Origin of the sequence: Acinetobacter sp. Ac_5812 (assembly GCF_013072695.1) — a bacterium.
GTDB lineage: Bacteria > Pseudomonadota > Gammaproteobacteria > Pseudomonadales > Moraxellaceae > Acinetobacter.
Genome location: NZ_LXUK01000005.1, coordinates 87557 through 104932 on the forward strand (window position 1 = coordinate 87557; position 17376 = coordinate 104932).

General features: G+C 41.0%; 16 protein-coding genes and 1 riboswitch. Of the genes, 9 read left to right on the plus strand and 7 right to left on the minus strand.

Annotated features, from left to right (window positions below; genetic code table 11):
- Positions 1–4: 4 nt before the first annotated feature.
- From A7P55_RS03850 to A7P55_RS03860, 3 genes are all read left to right on the plus strand, one after another.
- The gene (locus tag A7P55_RS03850) at positions 5–691 is read left to right on the plus strand and encodes a response regulator (RefSeq protein WP_004652437.1); all 687 of its coding nucleotides are present in this window, start codon (positions 5–7) and stop codon (positions 689–691) included.
- Between the two features lie 163 nt (positions 692–854).
- A complete protein-coding gene (locus tag A7P55_RS03855) occupies positions 855–2210 on the plus strand; it encodes a hypothetical protein (RefSeq protein ID WP_171551156.1) in 1356 nt (451 codons plus the stop codon).
- Positions 2211–2248: 38 nt separating this feature from the next.
- Positions 2249–3322, plus strand: coding sequence for a hypothetical protein (locus tag A7P55_RS03860; RefSeq protein WP_171551338.1), 1074 nt, complete (start codon positions 2249–2251; stop codon positions 3320–3322).
- A gap of 358 nt (positions 3323–3680) precedes the next feature.
- Here the strand turns inward: A7P55_RS03860 and A7P55_RS03865 are convergent, their stop codons facing one another.
- The 3 genes from A7P55_RS03865 to A7P55_RS03875 form a co-directional block, all read right to left on the minus strand.
- Positions 3681–4262 (minus strand): L,D-transpeptidase family protein, encoded by a 582-nt coding sequence (locus A7P55_RS03865; RefSeq protein ID WP_171551157.1) that lies wholly within the window; start codon positions 4260–4262, stop codon positions 3681–3683.
- 12 nt (positions 4263–4274) lie between these two features.
- A complete protein-coding gene (locus tag A7P55_RS03870; RefSeq protein ID WP_171551158.1) occupies positions 4275–5717 on the minus strand; it encodes a protein adenylyltransferase SelO family protein in 1443 nt (480 codons plus the stop codon).
- 137 nt (positions 5718–5854) lie between these two features.
- Positions 5855–7024: an acyl-CoA desaturase gene (locus A7P55_RS03875; RefSeq protein WP_016162632.1), complete on the minus strand. Its 1170-nt coding sequence runs from the start codon at positions 7022–7024 to the stop codon at positions 5855–5857.
- A 211-nt stretch (positions 7025–7235) separates the two neighbouring features.
- Between A7P55_RS03875 and A7P55_RS03880 the strand changes: the two genes are divergently transcribed.
- On the plus strand, positions 7236–7760 hold the full coding sequence (locus tag A7P55_RS03880; protein ID WP_171551159.1) for an META domain-containing protein: 525 nt from the start codon (positions 7236–7238) through the stop codon (positions 7758–7760).
- A gap of 37 nt (positions 7761–7797) precedes the next feature.
- On the opposite strand, the gene A7P55_RS03885 is transcribed toward A7P55_RS03880, so the two are convergent.
- The 3 genes from A7P55_RS03885 to A7P55_RS03895 form a co-directional block, all read right to left on the minus strand.
- Positions 7798–8514, minus strand: coding sequence for a glycerophosphodiester phosphodiesterase (locus A7P55_RS03885; RefSeq protein WP_171551160.1), 717 nt, complete (start codon positions 8512–8514; stop codon positions 7798–7800).
- Positions 8515–8535: 21 nt separating this feature from the next.
- Positions 8536–9123, minus strand: a complete 588-nt coding sequence (locus A7P55_RS03890) for a cob(I)yrinic acid a,c-diamide adenosyltransferase (RefSeq protein ID WP_171551161.1) — start codon at positions 9121–9123, stop codon at positions 8536–8538.
- 104 nt (positions 9124–9227) lie between these two features.
- Entirely contained in the window at positions 9228–11051 is a 1824-nt protein-coding gene (locus A7P55_RS03895; protein ID WP_171551162.1) for a TonB-dependent receptor, read from the minus strand.
- Positions 11052–11085: 34 nt separating this feature from the next.
- A riboswitch (cobalamin riboswitch) is annotated at positions 11086–11300 on the minus strand.
- A 119-nt stretch (positions 11301–11419) separates the two neighbouring features.
- Between A7P55_RS03895 and A7P55_RS03900 the strand changes: the two genes are divergently transcribed.
- Genes A7P55_RS03900 through A7P55_RS03910 form a run of 3 tightly spaced genes read left to right on the plus strand, consistent with a single transcriptional unit; the run spans position 11420 to position 13811 of the window.
- Positions 11420–12076, plus strand: a complete 657-nt coding sequence (locus A7P55_RS03900; protein ID WP_171551163.1) for a phosphoribosylanthranilate isomerase — start codon at positions 11420–11422, stop codon at positions 12074–12076.
- Positions 12060–13289, plus strand: a complete 1230-nt coding sequence (gene trpB / locus A7P55_RS03905) for a tryptophan synthase subunit beta (RefSeq protein ID WP_171551164.1) — start codon at positions 12060–12062, stop codon at positions 13287–13289. The genes A7P55_RS03900 and trpB overlap by 17 nt, the downstream gene beginning before the upstream one ends.
- A gap of 9 nt (positions 13290–13298) precedes the next feature.
- Positions 13299–13811: a DUF1543 domain-containing protein gene (locus A7P55_RS03910; protein WP_171551165.1), complete on the plus strand. Its 513-nt coding sequence runs from the start codon at positions 13299–13301 to the stop codon at positions 13809–13811.
- A gap of 59 nt (positions 13812–13870) precedes the next feature.
- Here A7P55_RS03910 and A7P55_RS03915 read toward each other — a convergent pair whose 3' ends face one another.
- On the minus strand, positions 13871–15646 hold the full coding sequence (locus A7P55_RS03915) for a bifunctional metallophosphatase/5'-nucleotidase (RefSeq protein ID WP_252727825.1): 1776 nt from the start codon (positions 15644–15646) through the stop codon (positions 13871–13873).
- Positions 15647–15863: 217 nt separating this feature from the next.
- Here A7P55_RS03915 and A7P55_RS03920 point away from each other — a divergent pair, with 217 nt between their 5' ends.
- Together A7P55_RS03920 and A7P55_RS03925 are read left to right on the plus strand one after the other, a co-directional pair.
- A complete protein-coding gene (locus tag A7P55_RS03920; RefSeq protein ID WP_171551167.1) occupies positions 15864–16859 on the plus strand; it encodes a DUF2804 domain-containing protein in 996 nt (331 codons plus the stop codon).
- A gap of 125 nt (positions 16860–16984) precedes the next feature.
- Positions 16985–17362, plus strand: a complete 378-nt coding sequence (locus A7P55_RS03925; RefSeq protein WP_241312102.1) for a hypothetical protein — start codon at positions 16985–16987, stop codon at positions 17360–17362.
- Positions 17363–17376 lie beyond the last annotated feature (14 nt).

Below are 17376 nucleotides of genomic sequence, written 5' to 3' on the forward strand. Positions count from 1 at the left end.
AACCATGAAACATATTATGTTGGTTGAAGATGAGGTTGAACTTGCACAGTTGGTTCGTGATTATTTAGAAGCTGCTGGTTTTGAAGTCAGTATGTTTCATGATGGTCAAGATGCTTATACTCAGTTTCAGCAACGTAAACCGAGTTTGATGATTTTGGACTTGATGGTGCCACGCATGGATGGCTTGACCATTTGCCGTAAAGTCCGTGAACAGTCTGATCTACCGATTATTATGGTCACCGCACGTACTGAGGAAATTGACCGTGTTTTAGGTTTGAATATGGGAGCAGATGACTATATCTGTAAGCCATTCAGTCCCAAAGAACTGGTTGCACGTGTACAAGCAGTATTACGCCGTTTAGAGCGTAAAGCAGAGCCTGAGCAAAACGATTTATTCCGTATTGATAAAGCGCAGCAACGTATTTGGTATCAACAAAAAGCACTGACTTTGACTCCTACTGAGTTCCGTTTATTAGAGTTGTTCTTGGAGCACTTAGGTCAGGTTTATTCTCGTGCGCAATTACTTGATCATATTAACCCAGATAGCTTCGATGTAGCCGATCGAGTAATCGACAGTCATATTAAAAACCTGCGCCGTAAGATTTCAGAGGCGGCGGATACAGGCAATCGTCATGAATGGATTCAGGCGGTTTATGGGGTGGGTTATCGTTTTGAATATCCAGATGAGTAAAATATTAAAAGCCCTTTATTTATAAAGGGCTTTTTTAGTTGAATAAAAAATTGTCATTATAAATATAAATAGCTATTATTCCTCGCAAAGCCTATATATGGTTTTTTAAAATCCTAAATTTAAAACAGTTTAGATAATAAGTTTATTATAAAAGGGGTCTCCAATGTTTAAAAAGACATTTTTAGCTTTCGCTTGTTCTACAGTTTTAGTTGCTTGTGGAGGAGGTGGCGGCAGCTCATCAAATAATACGGATAATGGTAATCCAGTTGCACCTGTTTCAGATTTAGATAAAGCAAAACAACTGATTGATACAACCAATAGCATTGTTGCTTATTTTGATAGTTTTGATAGTTTGCAATCTCAATATCAACCAACCTTTGATGCAGTTAGCGATGCTGGTAAGGATATTGACAATGCAGCAGGGCTGGTGCTCACACTTGCTACATTAGCCTATAATGATGCTCAAGGATCAAATAAGACCTATAATGCAGCACAATTGCAGACTTTACTCGATAATGATGATTATATTGACTATCAATTAACGGATAGTACATTTGCTGTGACAGTAAATGCATCATCCGTGACAGTTTCAGGTAGTGCAAAAGCAGAATATTGGACAAATACGATTTGGGATTTTAAAACCAATACATTGAAAGATATTTTTGGTGAGGGGGCTCAAGTTACGGTTAATGCTGTAAAGCTAGAAGCGCCTTATACAGCTGTAACGGATAAATATAACTTTAAAATCGTTGCTGGTGGGAAAATCCTAACCAAGAATGATGTAAATAAAAAAGATGCTTCTTTAGAGTTTAAGAGTGATAGTACAGCACAAGCCATTTATAGTACTGCTGCATTATTAGACAATCGTGGCGATTCACGTCCTGAGACTGCGGAACTTAAGTTCTCAAATGTTGTATTGAAAACAACAGATGCAGAAATTGAATTAACCGAGCTGGCAAGTAAAGCTAAAAAAGTTCAATTCAAAGACGGTAATAATTTGGGGACAGAGATCATTCCAACTGAACTTACTTTGAAAGGTAAGGCCATTAGTGGTTCAGAGAGTCTAAATTTAGATGCAAGTATCAAACTAAATAACGATTTAACCAAGACAATTGATATCACAAATGGTGAATCTGCTGCATCATTTATTAATGCAGACCTCGTGGTAAAACTATCAGGTAATGTTAAAGGTGGCGCTAATGCAATCAAGCCATTTAATATTGATTTATCTGCTAAACGCAGTGATTATCAAAAAGGCACTGCAAATATTAAAATTACAGTTGATAAAAATGCTTTAAATGTGGATGTCAAAACAGAAAACTTAGTTGCTGAAAAACCAGCTGTTTCTGCAAAAGTATCTCATTCAAATGGTGCATTTGTAGATATTGCAAATGTAGATCAGTTTACTTCAGCTGATATTAAAGTTGGCAATACCAAGTATGGAACAATCAATAAGGTTTCAAGAAGCGTTTATTCTGCCACCTTTACTGATAACACCACCAAAGCCATTGCACCATAATCATGAAAGGAGAGGGGTAGATGCTACCCCTTTTTTATATGCTAAGAAAAAGTTTCGTGCTTTCTATTTTATTGATAGCTGGCTCTTGTAATGCCCAAGAGCAATTGTACTATCAAGTACGTGCCGATGTTTATAGTGAACCTTTATCGATTAAATCATTTACAGATGATTGGAGTGATCCAAACTTTAAATCTGGAAAGAATGCTTTTGCCCATGGATTAATGCAACTTGGCGTAAAACAAGGTGCATGGGATCTAAGTTGGATCTGGCGTTATGATTATCTATTAAGATTCAGTAAAGATACGGCTAAACTTTATTATCAAATAAAAAATGAAAAACCAATTGATGCGAATACTCAATATAACTTACAGCTTGAGGCGCAGCATGTGGATACAGTCGGGTCTAGATTTGCCTATACATGGCAGTTGAGCCCGAACTGGAGTTTAACGACGGGTGCAACCGCATTAATTGGGCGGCATTATGTGGATGGTCAAGTCAATGCCTTGGCTCAAACAACGGATCAGATACAACTCATGGATCGAGTCAAATGGTTGAATGGTCAAATTGACTATAGCTATGATCAGCCTGCGTTAAAAGAGGATAAAATGGGATGGAAAGAGCAAGCCAACCAAGGTTATGGTTTTGCTTTAGATGCCTCAATTACAGGGACGATTGCGAATAATTTTAAGATTCATGTCAATATTCAAGATGCACTAGCCTACTTATATTGGCAAGATGCGCCTTATACCCGATATAAAATAAGCTACGATCAGGATATGCGTCCGCGCTTTGATATTCAGGGGAAATTTAATACATATCAGCAATACACGCAGAGGCTACCTTATAAAGTTTATACTGATATGAGTTACCAGTCAGATCAACCATGGAGCGTTGGGCTCAGTTCGATAAGCAATGAATATATGAGCCTTTGGCAAATGAATGCGTATTGGGACAAGATTTTTAAATGGGGAGTACACTTTGAACCCCAAACTCATGCTATGGGAATCTCTATTCAGCATGATAACTTCGGTTTGAAATATATCACGGATGATCTGAATACCAATCAAGCCAAGAGGATGGGGGCACAATTATTTGCCCAATATCAATGGTGATAATGATTGAAGAGCCCATCATTTTTGTCTTGATATGAGACTAAGATGAACGTCGTGTGTAGTGAATAAACTATTTGAAGAACTGCAAAAAGTTTTATCCTGTGGATAACCACAGCGTTATCCACAGAAAATGTGGATAGTTTCGCAAAGCTTTTGTTGAAATTATCTTCTTTTCTGGTGATTACTTAGGTATCCGCTTTTTATAAGCAAAATATTTTTACATTACTTTACAATTGCTTGTGAGGAGTTATGACGGTAAATTATAAGTGATTCCAGATGATAAACTTATCCCCTGCATAAGCCTTGTGCAGTTTGATCATCGTCTTTATCCGCAAAAGTTACTCTGGATATTAGCCCATTATGGATGAATGATAATAGGGGTGTGATCCTTGACCAATTTCCATATTTCATCCATATCTGAGTTAGTCACCGCAATACAGCCCAGCGTCCAGTCTTTACGTGGCATATAGCTTGCGCTTGCGGGAAATGATGTGGCTTGTGTTGGTACAGTGCCATGAATCATTACATCACCGCCAGCGGATTGACCCTGCTGTTGAGCATAGGCGCGATCTACTTTATTCGGGTAGGAGATATGCAAAGACTTATAGTAAGCGCTTTGAGGATTGCGCCAATCGATAGAATAAGTTCCTTCAGGTGTTTTGCCATCACCTTCAAACTGTTTGTGTCCGATCGGATCAAAGCCTAAACGCATGGGATAGCTGCGAATGATTTCCTGTTGGTGTTTCAATTGCAAAATGCGCTGACTTTTAAACACTTCAATTGAAGTCACGGGTTTGTTTTGTTGCAGCTGTTGTATTTCTTGGGCTGAAAGAGGCTGATGTGTCGATCCTAATGTTGGGATGAACTTGCCATACTGGAAATAAGCCAGTCCCAATAACAGGATTAGAATCGCACATCCGATCATCAGCCCAATTTTCATAGATTTCTTCTGCTAAGATGAACAACTGACAGAAATTTCAGGCACATCGCTTGGCAATGGTGCAGTATCTGCTTCTGTTTCTAAATCAGCTTGTTTTTGATAAGGTTGATTCAGCAGCTTAAACAAACGATCAACCTCATTAAAGTCACCACGTTCCGCAAGTTCAATCGCTTTCTGCGCCATGTGATTGCGTAGAATATACTGTGGATTGACCTGCTGCATGATTTCATCCAAGGCATCAGTATCTTGATGCTGTCGAATATTTTGATAGCGTATCAGGAAGTCATCAAACTGTTGTATATGGATGCAGTCATCTCTTAATGCTTTGTAATCCTGTTGCTGCAAACGAAGAAAACTTTGGGTGTAATCTAGCTGCTCGGTTTGCATGATACCAAGAAAGGCAAAACTACAATCTAGGCTGTCTTTATGAAATTCTGGCAGCCCCATTTTTTGGCATAGGCCTTGACCATAATAGTGTAAGAAGGCCGGCTCAAACCGTTCTAAGCATGCTGCTAGATCGAGTTTGAATTGTTCTTTGTTTTCTGTGCTCGCCAACGGAATTAAATTATTCAGCCACGTCCACAGATTCCAATGACCGATACTCGGTTGGTTTTGATAGGTATAACGACCTTGGTAATCGGAATGGTTGTTAATCCAATTGGGGCGGAAACGTTCCATAAAACCATATGGGCCAAAATCCAGAGTTGAACCTGTAATATTGAGATTGTCGGTATTCATCACCCCATGGGCAAAACCAACCAATTGCCATTTGGCAATCATGATGGCGGTTCGCTCAATCACAGCTTCAGCAAAAGAGAGTATTGGATTTTCAGCTTTCAGACATTCTGGATAATGCCATTCAATACATTTTTGCGTGAATTCAGCCAAAAGCTCGGGGGCATATTGATTGATCCATTCAAAATGTCCTAAACGAATATGGCATTCGGAAGTGCGCAACAGCATCGCACCTAGCTCTAAGGTTTCGCGCTGTACGCCTTGAGTTGAACTGGTAAAACCAACAGCATGACTTGATGCAACACCCAAGGCATTCAACGCATGACCCGCTAAATATTCACGAATGACGGAACGTAGCACAGCACGTCCATCGCCCATGCGCGAGTAAGGGGTAGAGCCAGCACCTTTGAGATGTAGATCAATCGTTTCACCTTGCTGATTTAGGATTTGCCCGATCAACAAACCGCGGCCATCTCCTAACTGTCCAGCCCATTGTCCAAACTGATGCCCTGCGTAGACCATAGCGAGTGGTGGGAATTCGGCAAAGGTTTTTTGTCCGCTACAGATTTCAACCCAGTTGGCTTTATCTTCTTCGCTCCACTGCAATTCATTGGCGAGTGCTTCATTAAAATGACCTGCTTTGGCATCACGCAATGGACTGGGCTGCTGTTGGTGATAGAGCTTGGGATTGAGGGAAGCATAGCGGGGATTGAATTGCATAACTGAAACATCAGAGAGAGCTGAATCATGACTATAGCAAATATCAGTGTGAAATGGTGAATCGTCGGGAGAAAGGAATGGTAGATGAACAGGCATAAAAAATGGCCTCTATTGAGACCATTTTAGTTATCGATCATTTATTCAGAAACAGGTGCTTTTTTGATATTACGCATCAAGGTTTCTAAACATTCACGATGGTGACTTAAGCGGTGTTCAAGCAATTGGAAATCAACTTTCAGTTTGTGATCCATCTGATGAATTTTCTCAGCCATCGCTGCTTTCTTCGCTTGAAGCTCTTGTTCTTTCAGCTTTGCCCAATCATTTAAAGTATGGGTGAAAGCTTCATATTCTTGTGCGATACGTTGTTTCATTTGCACGATGTCAGTATTCACATCATGACCATAAATCGCCAAGTCACGTTCCGCATATTTGAACTTCATCGCAAGCTCTGCTTTTTTGATATTAAAGCTTGGAATACGACGTAAGTTTTTTGCTAAACCAAGTTTAGAACTGGTCCAGATCAACCATTTTGTTGGATCATATTGCCACCATTTCACTCCGTTACGGTAATCGTATTGGAAAATGTGGTGGTAGTTATGGTAGCCCTCACCCCAAGTGAAAATAGCTAACACGAAGTTGTCACGCGCCGTATTTTCATCTGTATAAGGACGTTTGCCCCACATATGACATAGTGAGTTAATAAAGAAGGTGACATGGTGACTGATGATCAAACGTAATAAACCACCGAGTAAAATGACACCCCAGATATCGCCTGTCGCCCAACCAATCAAGCCTAATACACCAACGTGAACTGCAATCACCATTGGCACATAGTAGTTGTGTTGGAACATCACTAATTTGTCATTGAGCAAATCAGGTGCATTTTTGAAATCTGGTTTAGATGGGGAATGATCGCGAATCATCCAACCTAAATGTGCATACCAAAAGCCACGTTTGATTGAATACGGGTCTTCATCAACATCATCGACATGGCGGTGATGGGTACGGTGACCTGAAGCCCAGAACAAAATACTGTTTTGAACCGCAAAGGTGCCGCCAATCATGAGTAAAATTTTAAGCGGTAATGCTGCTTCATAAGCACGATGTGCCCAAAGACGGTGATAACCTGCTGTAATTCCTAGGCTACTGAGTGCCAATAGGAAAATCATACTCACCCATGCACTTACACTAAAATCATAATAATAGGCGTACAAAGGAATTAATATAGCAGCAACAATTGGTGTTCCAATTAAGGTAATGCTAGCAGTCCAGTTAATGGGTGCTTTTTTGAGTGGGGCGGAAGTCATATCCGTCAGCGCTCCTAAAAACCTTGTTTGCACAAGATAATAAAACTAAACGAGATAGCAAAACCAATCATGACGATATATTGCTATTTTATCACTGATATTAGCATGTCCAAATCAATTAGCACTAGCATTATTCTACAGTTGTATCGAAAGAACAGTAACAGAATTCATTTGTAAAATTAATCAATGAATTAAAAGGTGAAAAAAATCAATGTCTGAGCAAATTACCATGAAAAATCCCATTTTTTCTTTGAAGGCATTTTTTAACAAAACTTTAATATTCTCTGCGGCAGTCATGCTTGCGGCTTGCCAAAGCCAACCCAAACCTGCGCCCAAAAGCACCCTACAACCTAAGCGAGTTGTTCAGCCACCAGCAATGCAAGTACGCAAAAGTGTAGATGGAGTTCAGGATGTGGAATGGCAGATTACAACGATTCAGGGCAAGCGAGCATTGTTCTTTAATCAGTATCCAAGTTTCTCGCTCAATTCAGTTTCAAAAATGGTGGCGGGACACACTGGCTGTAATCAGATTTATGGTCGCTATAAGTATGATTTTGCTCAAGGCAAGCTGGATTTTGATGTGATGGCACAGCATCAAAGTTGTGATAAGGCGTTGGCGCAAGAAGCGGACTTGATGGATGCGATACAGCGTGTTGAACGTTTTCAGTTGGAGGGTACCAACTTATACCTATTGGATGCCAAAGGGCAGCGTCTTATTCAGGCGCAACGTAAATAATAAAATAAAAAAAGGCGGAATTTATTCCGCCTTTTGCTTAGGTCAAATGCTGTAACATCGTGGTGGGTAGATCGGTAATCAAACCTTGAATGCCTAATTGCTGAAGATGTTTGGCGCGTTCAACTTCATTCACTGTCCAGACACTAATCTCAAGATTGGCCTGTTGAGTACGTTGAATAATGTCATCAGTTGCCAAGGCATCTCCCCAGCCAATTTGACAACAGCCATATTGCTGTGCCAGTTCAATCGCATATTCACCAATCGGGATTTCCACCAGTAGTCCACGCTTAAACAAACTCTGTTGTTGCTGTAATACAGCCAAGATTTTGACATCAAAACTGGTAATGGTCGCGGTTGCTTCAAAACCTTTTAAATCTTGTTGTAACTGCTGAATCAAGCGCTCAGCCGCAGCTTCGTCTGCAACAGCCTTAATCTCCACTTCGATATGTTCAAAGTCGGTTAAACAATCTAAAACATGCGGTAGACTTGGCGTGTATTCTTCAAAGGCCCATGCTTGCCATTGATGGCGATGATCGAATTGCTGGGCTTCAACTAAGCTACTGTTTTCAACTTGTTGTGAACGACCTGCGGTGCGTACAAAATCATCATCATGAATCACCACCAAGTGGTCATCTTTTAGTTGACGTACATCAAATTCAACGGCACGTACACCTAAATCATGCAGATAGCGGAATCCACCTAAAGTATTTTCAGGCGCTTCGCCACGCGCACCACGATGACCAATAATTCGCATCTTTATCTACCCAAGAAATGATTATGCTTGATCGATACTGTCATTAATATTCTTTTGCCACAACACTTCGTTACCACCTTCAGCACGTTGTAAGGCACGTGAAGCAACGAACAACCAGTCCGATAAACGATTCAGTAATTGTAATGCGGTTGTCTGAATATTTTGGTCACGATGATGTACCGACAATAACGAACGTTCGGCACGACGGCAGACTGCACGGGCCTGATGTGCATAACTACATGCTAAAGTACCTGATGGCAGAATGAAGTCTTTTAACATCGGTAAAGACTCGTTCATGTGATCGATTTCTTTTTCAAGGAACTCGATGCATACAGGTTGAAGTAGGTGGTAATTTGGAATACACACTTCACCGCCTAAATCGAACAACCAATGTTGAATCAGGCTTAAGCTTTTATCCCAGTGTGCTTTATTTTCAACTGTGCTGGCACTGATTTGTGCACGGAGCACACCAATGGTTGCATTCAGTTCATCGACATCACCCAAAGCTGCAATACGTAAATCATCTTTGGCAACGCGTGAACCATCCCCTAAGCCAGTTGTGCCTGAGTCGCCTGTACGGGTATAGATTTTACTTAAACGATGTCCCATAGTTCTGTTTCTCTGATCCTGAAAATAAAAAGGGGATAATGTCGGTCAGAACATTACCCCGAAACTGGAGTTAAGAAAATATTTTTTATGATTTTATCACGCGATTAATAACGGAATGTGACACCCGCAGAAGCTAGGCGACCACCGTTGATGTAGTAACTACCACTACCGTAAGCGGTACGATATTTTGAATCACCTACATTCTGGATATTTGCAAAGACATCTACATTTTTATTTACTTTGTATTGCCCATGCATATCTACACGGAAGTGCCCAGGGATTTGAACATTATCAAATGCACTGTTGTCGTAATCACCATTCGCAAGCATAGTTGTCGAGAAGGTATATTGTTCATCGGTCCAACCTGCAGTTAAAGCAATATTTTGACGAGGACGACGACTTAGATCTTCATCATTTTTCTTATTTTTTGCACGCACATAGTTGTAGCTTAAATTGGTAAACAGGTTATCACCTTGCCATTTCACATAAAGCTCACTACCTTCCATTTTCGCTTTTTCAAGATTTCTCATTTGATTGAGAACACCGTCAAAATCAATGAGGTTGTCGACTTCGGTGGTATAGAGAGATATACCTGTTGAAATATTGTAAGCTAGTTTTTGATCTAGACCGATTTCGTAAGACAAGCTTTCTTCTGGCTTTAAGTCTGGGTTACCGCCATAAGCATACATATCATTAAGTGTTGGTGCTTTAAAAGCTGAACCAATATTGGCATAAACGCTGGTTAAAGGTAGAACTTGATAGCGAACTGATCCTTGAGCAACGGTATGTGTGCCGAACTTTTCATTGTCTTCAACTCGGATACCAACTTGGGTATTTAACCCAGCTTGATCGTATTTGTGTTGGATATAATAACCAGTTGAGTCAATATCTTCTTGGTATGGTGAGCCATAAGAAAGAACATCACCGTCAATATTACGGTGGGTTACACCAACCAAAAGCTGTTGATTTGGAGTAAAGCCCCATTGACCATAGATCTCAGATTCTTGGGTTTTACTATGCACAAAATCTGTCGAATTATTTTGATCTATTTCATCTTTAAATTGAGAGAAACGGGCATGTACTGCTAAATTCTCAAGAATATTTAAACGTCCTTTCACGTTAATGATTTCATTTTTAAAATCTTGAGAAACGAGTTTGCCAAAGTTGTCGTAATCGCTAGAACCTTGATTCTCACTGTAATCAACCGAAGCTGCATATTGCGCTTTATCAACCCCAACTTTTGCGCTATAGCCCTTTTGATCAAATGAAGCATCAGCTGCATTTTTGGCGTCTTTGACAGGGGTACCATCTGTTTCTAAGCGTTGTCCACGAATTTGAGCATAGAAGCCATTTTCAGCCAGATCTGCACCGATGACAGATTTATAAGTTTTATTTTCACCAATTTCACCTGTTACAAAAGCAGAGGTTTTTTCGGGTGTTTTTGAAATCAGCTGAACGACACCTGAGATTGCATCTGTACCATATAAAACAGAAGCTGGGCCTTTTAATACTTCAATTTGCTTAATGTCAGTTGTATCAATAAAAGGTAAAGAGGCTGTGCCCGAGGTTGCTGAATTCAGGCGAACACCATCTCTTAAAACAAGTGTTTGGTTTGAATTACCACCACGCAGGAAGATAGATGCTGTTTGTCCATAGCCACCGCTTTGTACCATATTGATTGAAGCGTCGGTTTCTAATAGTTGAGGTAAAGATGCGATTGGTGATTGTTCAAGGATTTTTGGTTCAATAATATTAATACGTGCTGGCACGTTTTTAATTGATTCGGGTGTTTTTGATGCCGTCACAACAATCGTATCTAGCGTCGCAGTTTTATCGCTTGATTGATCTTGAGCAAAAACAGGTGAAGAAAACCCCATTGCAATAGCAATAGCACCAACTAAACGAGTCGGTTGAAAAACAGTAGACATGCGCGCTCCAGACATTCACCCGTCGTGAATGATAATGTGGAAATACACAACAAGCAGGTCTCCGGACTTCACTATAATCATCAAATAAATGATGTTACTCATCATCTTCCCACATCATACCGATGCAGTGATTTGGCGTTGAGCTGAGATGAGTGATTCGGTGTTACCGTTGCGAGGGCAGTGTTGGACTTACACCAACTTCCCTATAAACAAAAGAATTTGCTTTAGACTTGTTGCAAGATTACGCAAAGTATAAAGTGTTAACGTTTTTTAAACAATTGCATTTGCGAATGAACTTTGCCCAAAGCAAGTCAAATTGCATTACAATGCGAGAGTTTCAAAAATATTCAGTTTAGATTGGACAGCTCATGCGCCAAAGCCAAATGCGAACTCGCGCCAAGATTTGTGGAATTACCCGAGCACAAGATATCCACGCCGTTGTAGAATCAGGGGCAGATGCGATTGGTTTTGTATTTTTTCCACCCAGTCCACGACATGTCAATATCGAGCAAGCCCAAACTTTGGCAAAGCTGGTACCACCTTATGTGCAGTTGGTTGGCTTATTTGTAAATGCCAGTGCTGAAGAAATTCAAACGGTGCTTGATTCCGTTGCTTTAGATGTATTACAACTACATGGCGATGAAACGCCAGAACAATGTCAATTAATTGCAGCACACTGTAAACGCCGTTGGTATAAGGCCATTCAAGTCAAACCCGATTTAGATGTTGTGACTGAAATCCAGCGTTATCAAGCAGCGGGCGCCAGTGCGGTCCTGTTGGATGCATGGCATCCTGAACTGAAAGGCGGCACAGGGCACAGTTTTGACTGGACCCAATTCCCACAACTTGAAATTCCACTCATCTTGGCAGGGGGCTTAACCCCTGAAAATGTCAGTGAAGCTATTGATACTACAGCGGCATTTGCTGTGGATGTCAGCGGAGGCGTCGAGTCCGCAAAAGGTATAAAAGACCAACAACTGATTGAAAAATTTATGCAAGGAGTCCAACGTGGATCAGCAAAATAACGTGATTGACTACACCCAGTTTCCAGATGCTCAAGGGCATTTCGGTATTCATGGTGGACGTTTTGTATCAGAAACGCTGATGGCTGCACTTGAAGACCTCGAAAGTCTTTATGGTCGTATGAAGAATGATGCTCAATTCTTAGCTGAATTTGACCGTGATCTTGCCTTCTATGTTGGTCGTCCTAGTCCACTTTATTATGCTGAGCGATGGTCTCAGCACCTCGGCGGTGCGCAAATTTACCTGAAACGTGAAGACCTGAACCATACGGGTTCGCATAAGGTTAATAACACCATTGGTCAGGCTTTATTGGCAAAGCTGTCGGGTAAGAAGCGCATCATTGCGGAAACAGGTGCAGGTCAGCACGGTGTGGCGACAGCAACCATTGCGGCACGCTTAGGCATGGAATGTGTGGTGTACATGGGTGCTGAAGACGTGAAACGTCAGGCCATGAATGTCTATCGTATGCGTTTGTTGGGTGCAACGGTGATCCCTGTGCAAAGTGGTTCAAAAACCTTGAAAGATGCCATGAACGAAGCGATGCGTGACTGGGTCACCAATGTTGACAGTACTTATTATGTGATTGGTACTGTTGCTGGTCCGCATCCATATCCACAGCTTGTTCGTGATTTTCAGTCGATTATTGGTCGCGAAGCGCGCCAACAAATCCAACAACAAGCAGGGCGTTTACCTGATGCTCTTGTGGCTTGTGTGGGTGGGGGTTCAAATGCGATGGGCTTGTTCTATCCATTCTTGAATGATCAAGACGTGAAAATGTACGGTGTTGAAGCCGCAGGTTATGGCATTGAAACAGGCAAACACTCAGCGCCATTAAATGCAGGTCATGTGGGTGTGTTACATGGTAACCGTACTTATTTGATGTCGGATGAACAAGGTCAGATTATTGAAACACATAGTATTTCTGCTGGTTTGGACTATCCGGGCGTAGGTCCAGAGCATAGTTTCCTGAAAGACATGAACCGTGTTGAATATGTGCCAATCAATGATGATGAAGCCTTACAAGGTTTCCGTGATCTCACTCAAATCGAAGGGATTATTCCTGCACTTGAAAGCTCTCATGCGATGGCTTACGTCACTAAACTTGCGCCAACCATGTCTAAAGATCAAATCATTATTGCCACTGTTTCAGGTCGGGGTGATAAAGACTTGATGACGGTTGCGCGTATCGATGGTGTTGAAATGGTTGAGATGTAAGTTTTCACAATGCCAAGTTTGTTTATGGTGATGTTGGGTGGCCGACATGCCAGAGCCAATACCGAAGTGCATGATGTGGTGATGACAATTGGTCACAGTTTGTCTGAGCTTACACCGCAGCTTAAACAGGCTTGGTTTGGTGAATTGAAAGGCTTGCATATCGATGCTTGGGCACAGATTTCAGGTGTTCAATCACAAGGCGTGAATTATCAAATTCAGTTTTCCGATGCCGCACCGTCTGCTTTGGATGAAAAATTATATTTGATTAACTTAGGTGGATATTCACTTAACGCTTTTGGTGAATTGCATAGCTATCATTTGGTGGTTGCAGCAGATGCAGTGATTGCAAAACAGTTGGGTAAGCAGTTTATCGAACTAGATTGGCATAAACCGCATACCGATCGTGTGGTGGATGTCGATGATTGCATTCCAATTGATCATGTTGCTGGGCGTTATATCCATTTAGTTCAAGGTGAGTTTAGCCCAACAATTTGGGAAAATACCTATCTGACTTTGGATTAATCGACAGATAAAATGAAAACTGGGAAGCAATTGCTTCCCAGTTTTTATTATGTATACAGTTAAGGAATCAGTTTGATTCGATCGGTTTTCGGTGCATTTAGCGGTGAGTGTTGCACCACATATTTTTCTAAGGCATCGATATCTTGTCCGCCACCGACTGGATTTTTACCTTCTTTTAATACCGTGAAGTTATCACCACCATCAGCAAGGAAGCTGTTGACCGTCACACGATAAACCTTACTATCATTCAGCGCTTGTCCTGCAACCAAGATATTGCTGGCGCGTGGTGAAGTCGAGTTGTCTTTCTTATATGAATAACTGAACTCTTTGGATGGTTGTAAGATACGAACTGTGGCTGCGTTTGCGCCTGACCATTGCTGTTCTAACACGTCACGGATCTGTTTACCTGTTAGGCTTAGTGTCACAATTGAATTGCCGAATGGCTGAACGGTAAATACATCACCAAAGATGATCTGATTACTGCTATTCACCAACAAATCAGCACGAACACCACCCGGGTTCATCAAGGTAAAGTCAGAACCTTGATTACTTGCTGTTAGTGCCATGGCCTGTTGTGCATCAGCAATTAAATTTCCGAGTGGGCTTTCACCACTTTCGGTAGCATTACGATTAATGACACCATTGGCTGTACCGACCACACGGGCTGAAATGGTGGTGACGGCTTGGCGATATTTATCCAGAATTGCTTCGATACTTGGGGTTTTATTAAACTTCTCATAGAGATCAGTCAAGTTTACGGTAGTTGAGCCAGAGCTATAGGCTTCACTTTGAATCGGAACTTGTTTGGCGTCCTTTTTAATCACATCACCTGTTTTGCCATCCAGTTCTAATTGAATATTGGTAATGGCTGTGCCGTATTGGCCCGCAGAAGTAAGTAAGAACGGTTTTTGTGGATTCTTGGTGGCATAGTCACAGATATAAGACTGATGCGTGTGGCCAGAAACCACCACATCGACCGCGGGATCTAAGCGATCTAAGATACCGAGTAATGGGCCACTGAGGCCATCACAAGTTTTCTTATTAAACTTGGTACTAGGTGCAACACCTTCATGCACGACTACGACAATCGCTTCAATGCCTTGTTTTTTTAACTCAGGAATCAAGGCATTGACCGTATCCGCTTCATCATGGAAGTCGACATCTTTAATGCCCGCCGCTGACACAATGCTTGGCGTTGCTTTCAGGGTCATACCAATAAAGGCAACTGGAATACCGCCATAAGTTTTAACTTTATAGGCTGGGAATAGGGTTTTCTTCGGATCTGCCTTCATCGAGACATTGGCGGCCAAGAAATTGAATTTGGCACCCTCAAATTTTGGATTGATCTGACAGGGTTTAGCACTGGTATATTGCTGACAGCCACCATTTTGCAAACGACGTAATTCATCTGTACCGCGGTCAAATTCATGATTACCGACCGCATTGAAATCAATCTGAATATCGTTCATGGTTTCGATGGTGGGCTCGTCCAAGAACAACGAGGATGTGAGCGGTGAAGCACTAATCAAGTCGCCTGCTGATACGACAGCATTGTTTGGATATTGCGCACGCAGCTTTTTGATAGCGTCAGCAAAATAACTGACTCCACCGACAGGAATGCGTACGGTTTTACTGTTATCGCTTGGATCATCTGCTTCAATAAAACGTTTTGGCGGTTCTAAATTGCCATGAAAATCATTAAACGCAAGGATGTTGATATTTTGATTTTTGCGTTCAACGGTTGGTGTCTCATTATTGTCATCATTGTCGTTACAAGCTGTTAAAGCCAGCATCATGAGACAGAGCACGTTTGCTTTTAGTAGTCGTTGAGTCATCATGGTTTTTGATCGAGTGGTATAAGATTGTTTTTTAAAATAAAAGGTCTGTATGAATCTTTGATGAAATTGTGAGCTAAAAAGGTTCGTCAGGGGCTTGGATTTATCGGTTAAAATGTGAATTAAGTTGCACTTCTTCATGTAAAAATAGTAGTAAATTTGATCACTTACAGTCTATTATGAGCATAGCTGCGACCTAGCAATCATGGAATATAAAATGGATTTGATACAAGCCAATGGTCAACCGCGTTATGGACGTTTTGAGCAAGTCCCTTCGCGGATTAATCTGGACGACTATATTTATAAAACGCCTTATGGACAGGTGTTAACAGGCTGGCGCAAACAACTTAAATATAAAAAATTTAAATTCTGTGGTTTGCAGCATGAGCATTACAGTATTGGGGTCGCGATTGTCGATTTATCTTGGGCAGGTCATGGTTTTTTCTATGTCTATGATCATCAGTCTGAAAAAGTCATTGAGTGGAATGCGATTCAACCCTTGGCATTAAAAACACAGTTGGATGAGCAACCCTTATTTAGCCAAAGTTCGTTTAAAAAATCCGCTTATCAATTCGATATGCAACATGCCAATGGCGTGCGTTATATCCAAGTGACTAAACATGGCGAAATTCAGTTAAAAGCACGGATTTTTTGTGCGGGTACGGATGCACTCAGTTTATGCAGTCCGACGGGAATTAATGGCTGGACCTATACCCAGAAGCAAACCACTTTAGCTGTTGAGGGATGCTTTATCAGCCCTGATCGACAACAGATTGAATTTAATGCGCATAGTCTTGCTGCTTTAGATGATACCTGTGGTTTTCTACGGCCTGAAACGGCTTGGTTCTGGTTATCTTGCCAGTTCCGTGATGCGCAGGACCGTCGTATTGGCCTTAACCTTGCTTCAGGGGTTAATGAAAGTTTTGGCAATGAAAATGCTTTATGGGTGAATGGACGTTTGTATCCACTGACGGATGTTTTATTTGAACAGCAAAATGAAAACACTTGGTCGATTCGTTCTTTGGGTGGATGTTTGAATTTGATGGTGGAAACAGGCTGGTGCCGTTTTGAGAATATTAATCTGCGTTTGATCGGCAGCCAGTTTAATCAATGGCAAGCCAAAGTCAGTGGGACGATTGCGCATGAGCAGGTTGAGTTGGTGTCATTAGATAGCCAATATGGTTTGTTAGAACAACATTATGCGAAGTGGTGATGAAAAATATGCGTCTGTTTTTTCATATTAACCATGAAGTATATTACTCTGGAGAATTCCACTGCATAGTGGATAAAAAGGATAAATAATGTTTCTTAGTAAATTTATATTAGAAGGATGAATTGATGGTTGATAATCATGCAAATCCACTAGTTGTTGAGATTGCGAAAAAATTTATAACTCTCATGATCGATATTGAACCACAGTGGAAAAAAGCATATTTAAGATTTTCCTATAGTAATTCAGTTGCAGAAACGAAAGCGTCATTTGTGTTTGAAACTAGAATAGAAATAATAGATGTTTTGAAGCATAAACACTTCTTTCATAGTATAAATATGAAAGGACAAGAATTACTTGCAGCCTTTGATAAAACTAAAGGTATATTTCTATTGGTAATAGACTCAAACTTTGATTATGAAATTAATTTTGAGTACCACGATATTAACCGTTGGAAAATTAGCAAGTTAGCAGGTGGGACTGGAGTACCTGAAGGTATTGTATAGTTGTGAGTAAATCC

Coding starts and splice junctions, on each gene's coding strand:
- A7P55_RS03850 (WP_004652437.1), top strand. CDS start 5: ATGAAACATATTATGTTGGTTGAAGATGAGGTTGAACTTGCACAGTTG.
- A7P55_RS03855 (WP_171551156.1), top strand. CDS start 855: ATGTTTAAAAAGACATTTTTAGCTTTCGCTTGTTCTACAGTTTTAGTT.
- A7P55_RS03860 (WP_171551338.1), top strand. CDS start 2,249: ATGCTAAGAAAAAGTTTCGTGCTTTCTATTTTATTGATAGCTGGCTCT.
- A7P55_RS03865 (WP_171551157.1), bottom strand. CDS start 4,262: ATGAAAATTGGGCTGATGATCGGATGTGCGATTCTAATCCTGTTATTG.
- A7P55_RS03870 (WP_171551158.1), bottom strand. CDS start 5,717: ATGCAATTCAATCCCCGCTATGCTTCCCTCAATCCCAAGCTCTATCAC.
- A7P55_RS03875 (WP_016162632.1), bottom strand. CDS start 7,024: ATGACTTCCGCCCCACTCAAAAAAGCACCCATTAACTGGACTGCTAGC.
- A7P55_RS03880 (WP_171551159.1), top strand. CDS start 7,236: ATGTCTGAGCAAATTACCATGAAAAATCCCATTTTTTCTTTGAAGGCA.
- A7P55_RS03885 (WP_171551160.1), bottom strand. CDS start 8,514: ATGCGAATTATTGGTCATCGTGGTGCGCGTGGCGAAGCGCCTGAAAAT.
- A7P55_RS03890 (WP_171551161.1), bottom strand. CDS start 9,123: ATGGGACATCGTTTAAGTAAAATCTATACCCGTACAGGCGACTCAGGC.
- A7P55_RS03895 (WP_171551162.1), bottom strand. CDS start 11,051: ATGTCTACTGTTTTTCAACCGACTCGTTTAGTTGGTGCTATTGCTATT.
- A7P55_RS03900 (WP_171551163.1), top strand. CDS start 11,420: ATGCGCCAAAGCCAAATGCGAACTCGCGCCAAGATTTGTGGAATTACC.
- A7P55_RS03910 (WP_171551165.1), top strand. CDS start 13,299: ATGCCAAGTTTGTTTATGGTGATGTTGGGTGGCCGACATGCCAGAGCC.
- A7P55_RS03915 (WP_252727825.1), bottom strand. CDS start 15,646: ATGACTCAACGACTACTAAAAGCAAACGTGCTCTGTCTCATGATGCTG.
- A7P55_RS03920 (WP_171551167.1), top strand. CDS start 15,864: ATGGATTTGATACAAGCCAATGGTCAACCGCGTTATGGACGTTTTGAG.
- A7P55_RS03925 (WP_241312102.1), top strand. CDS start 16,985: ATGGTTGATAATCATGCAAATCCACTAGTTGTTGAGATTGCGAAAAAA.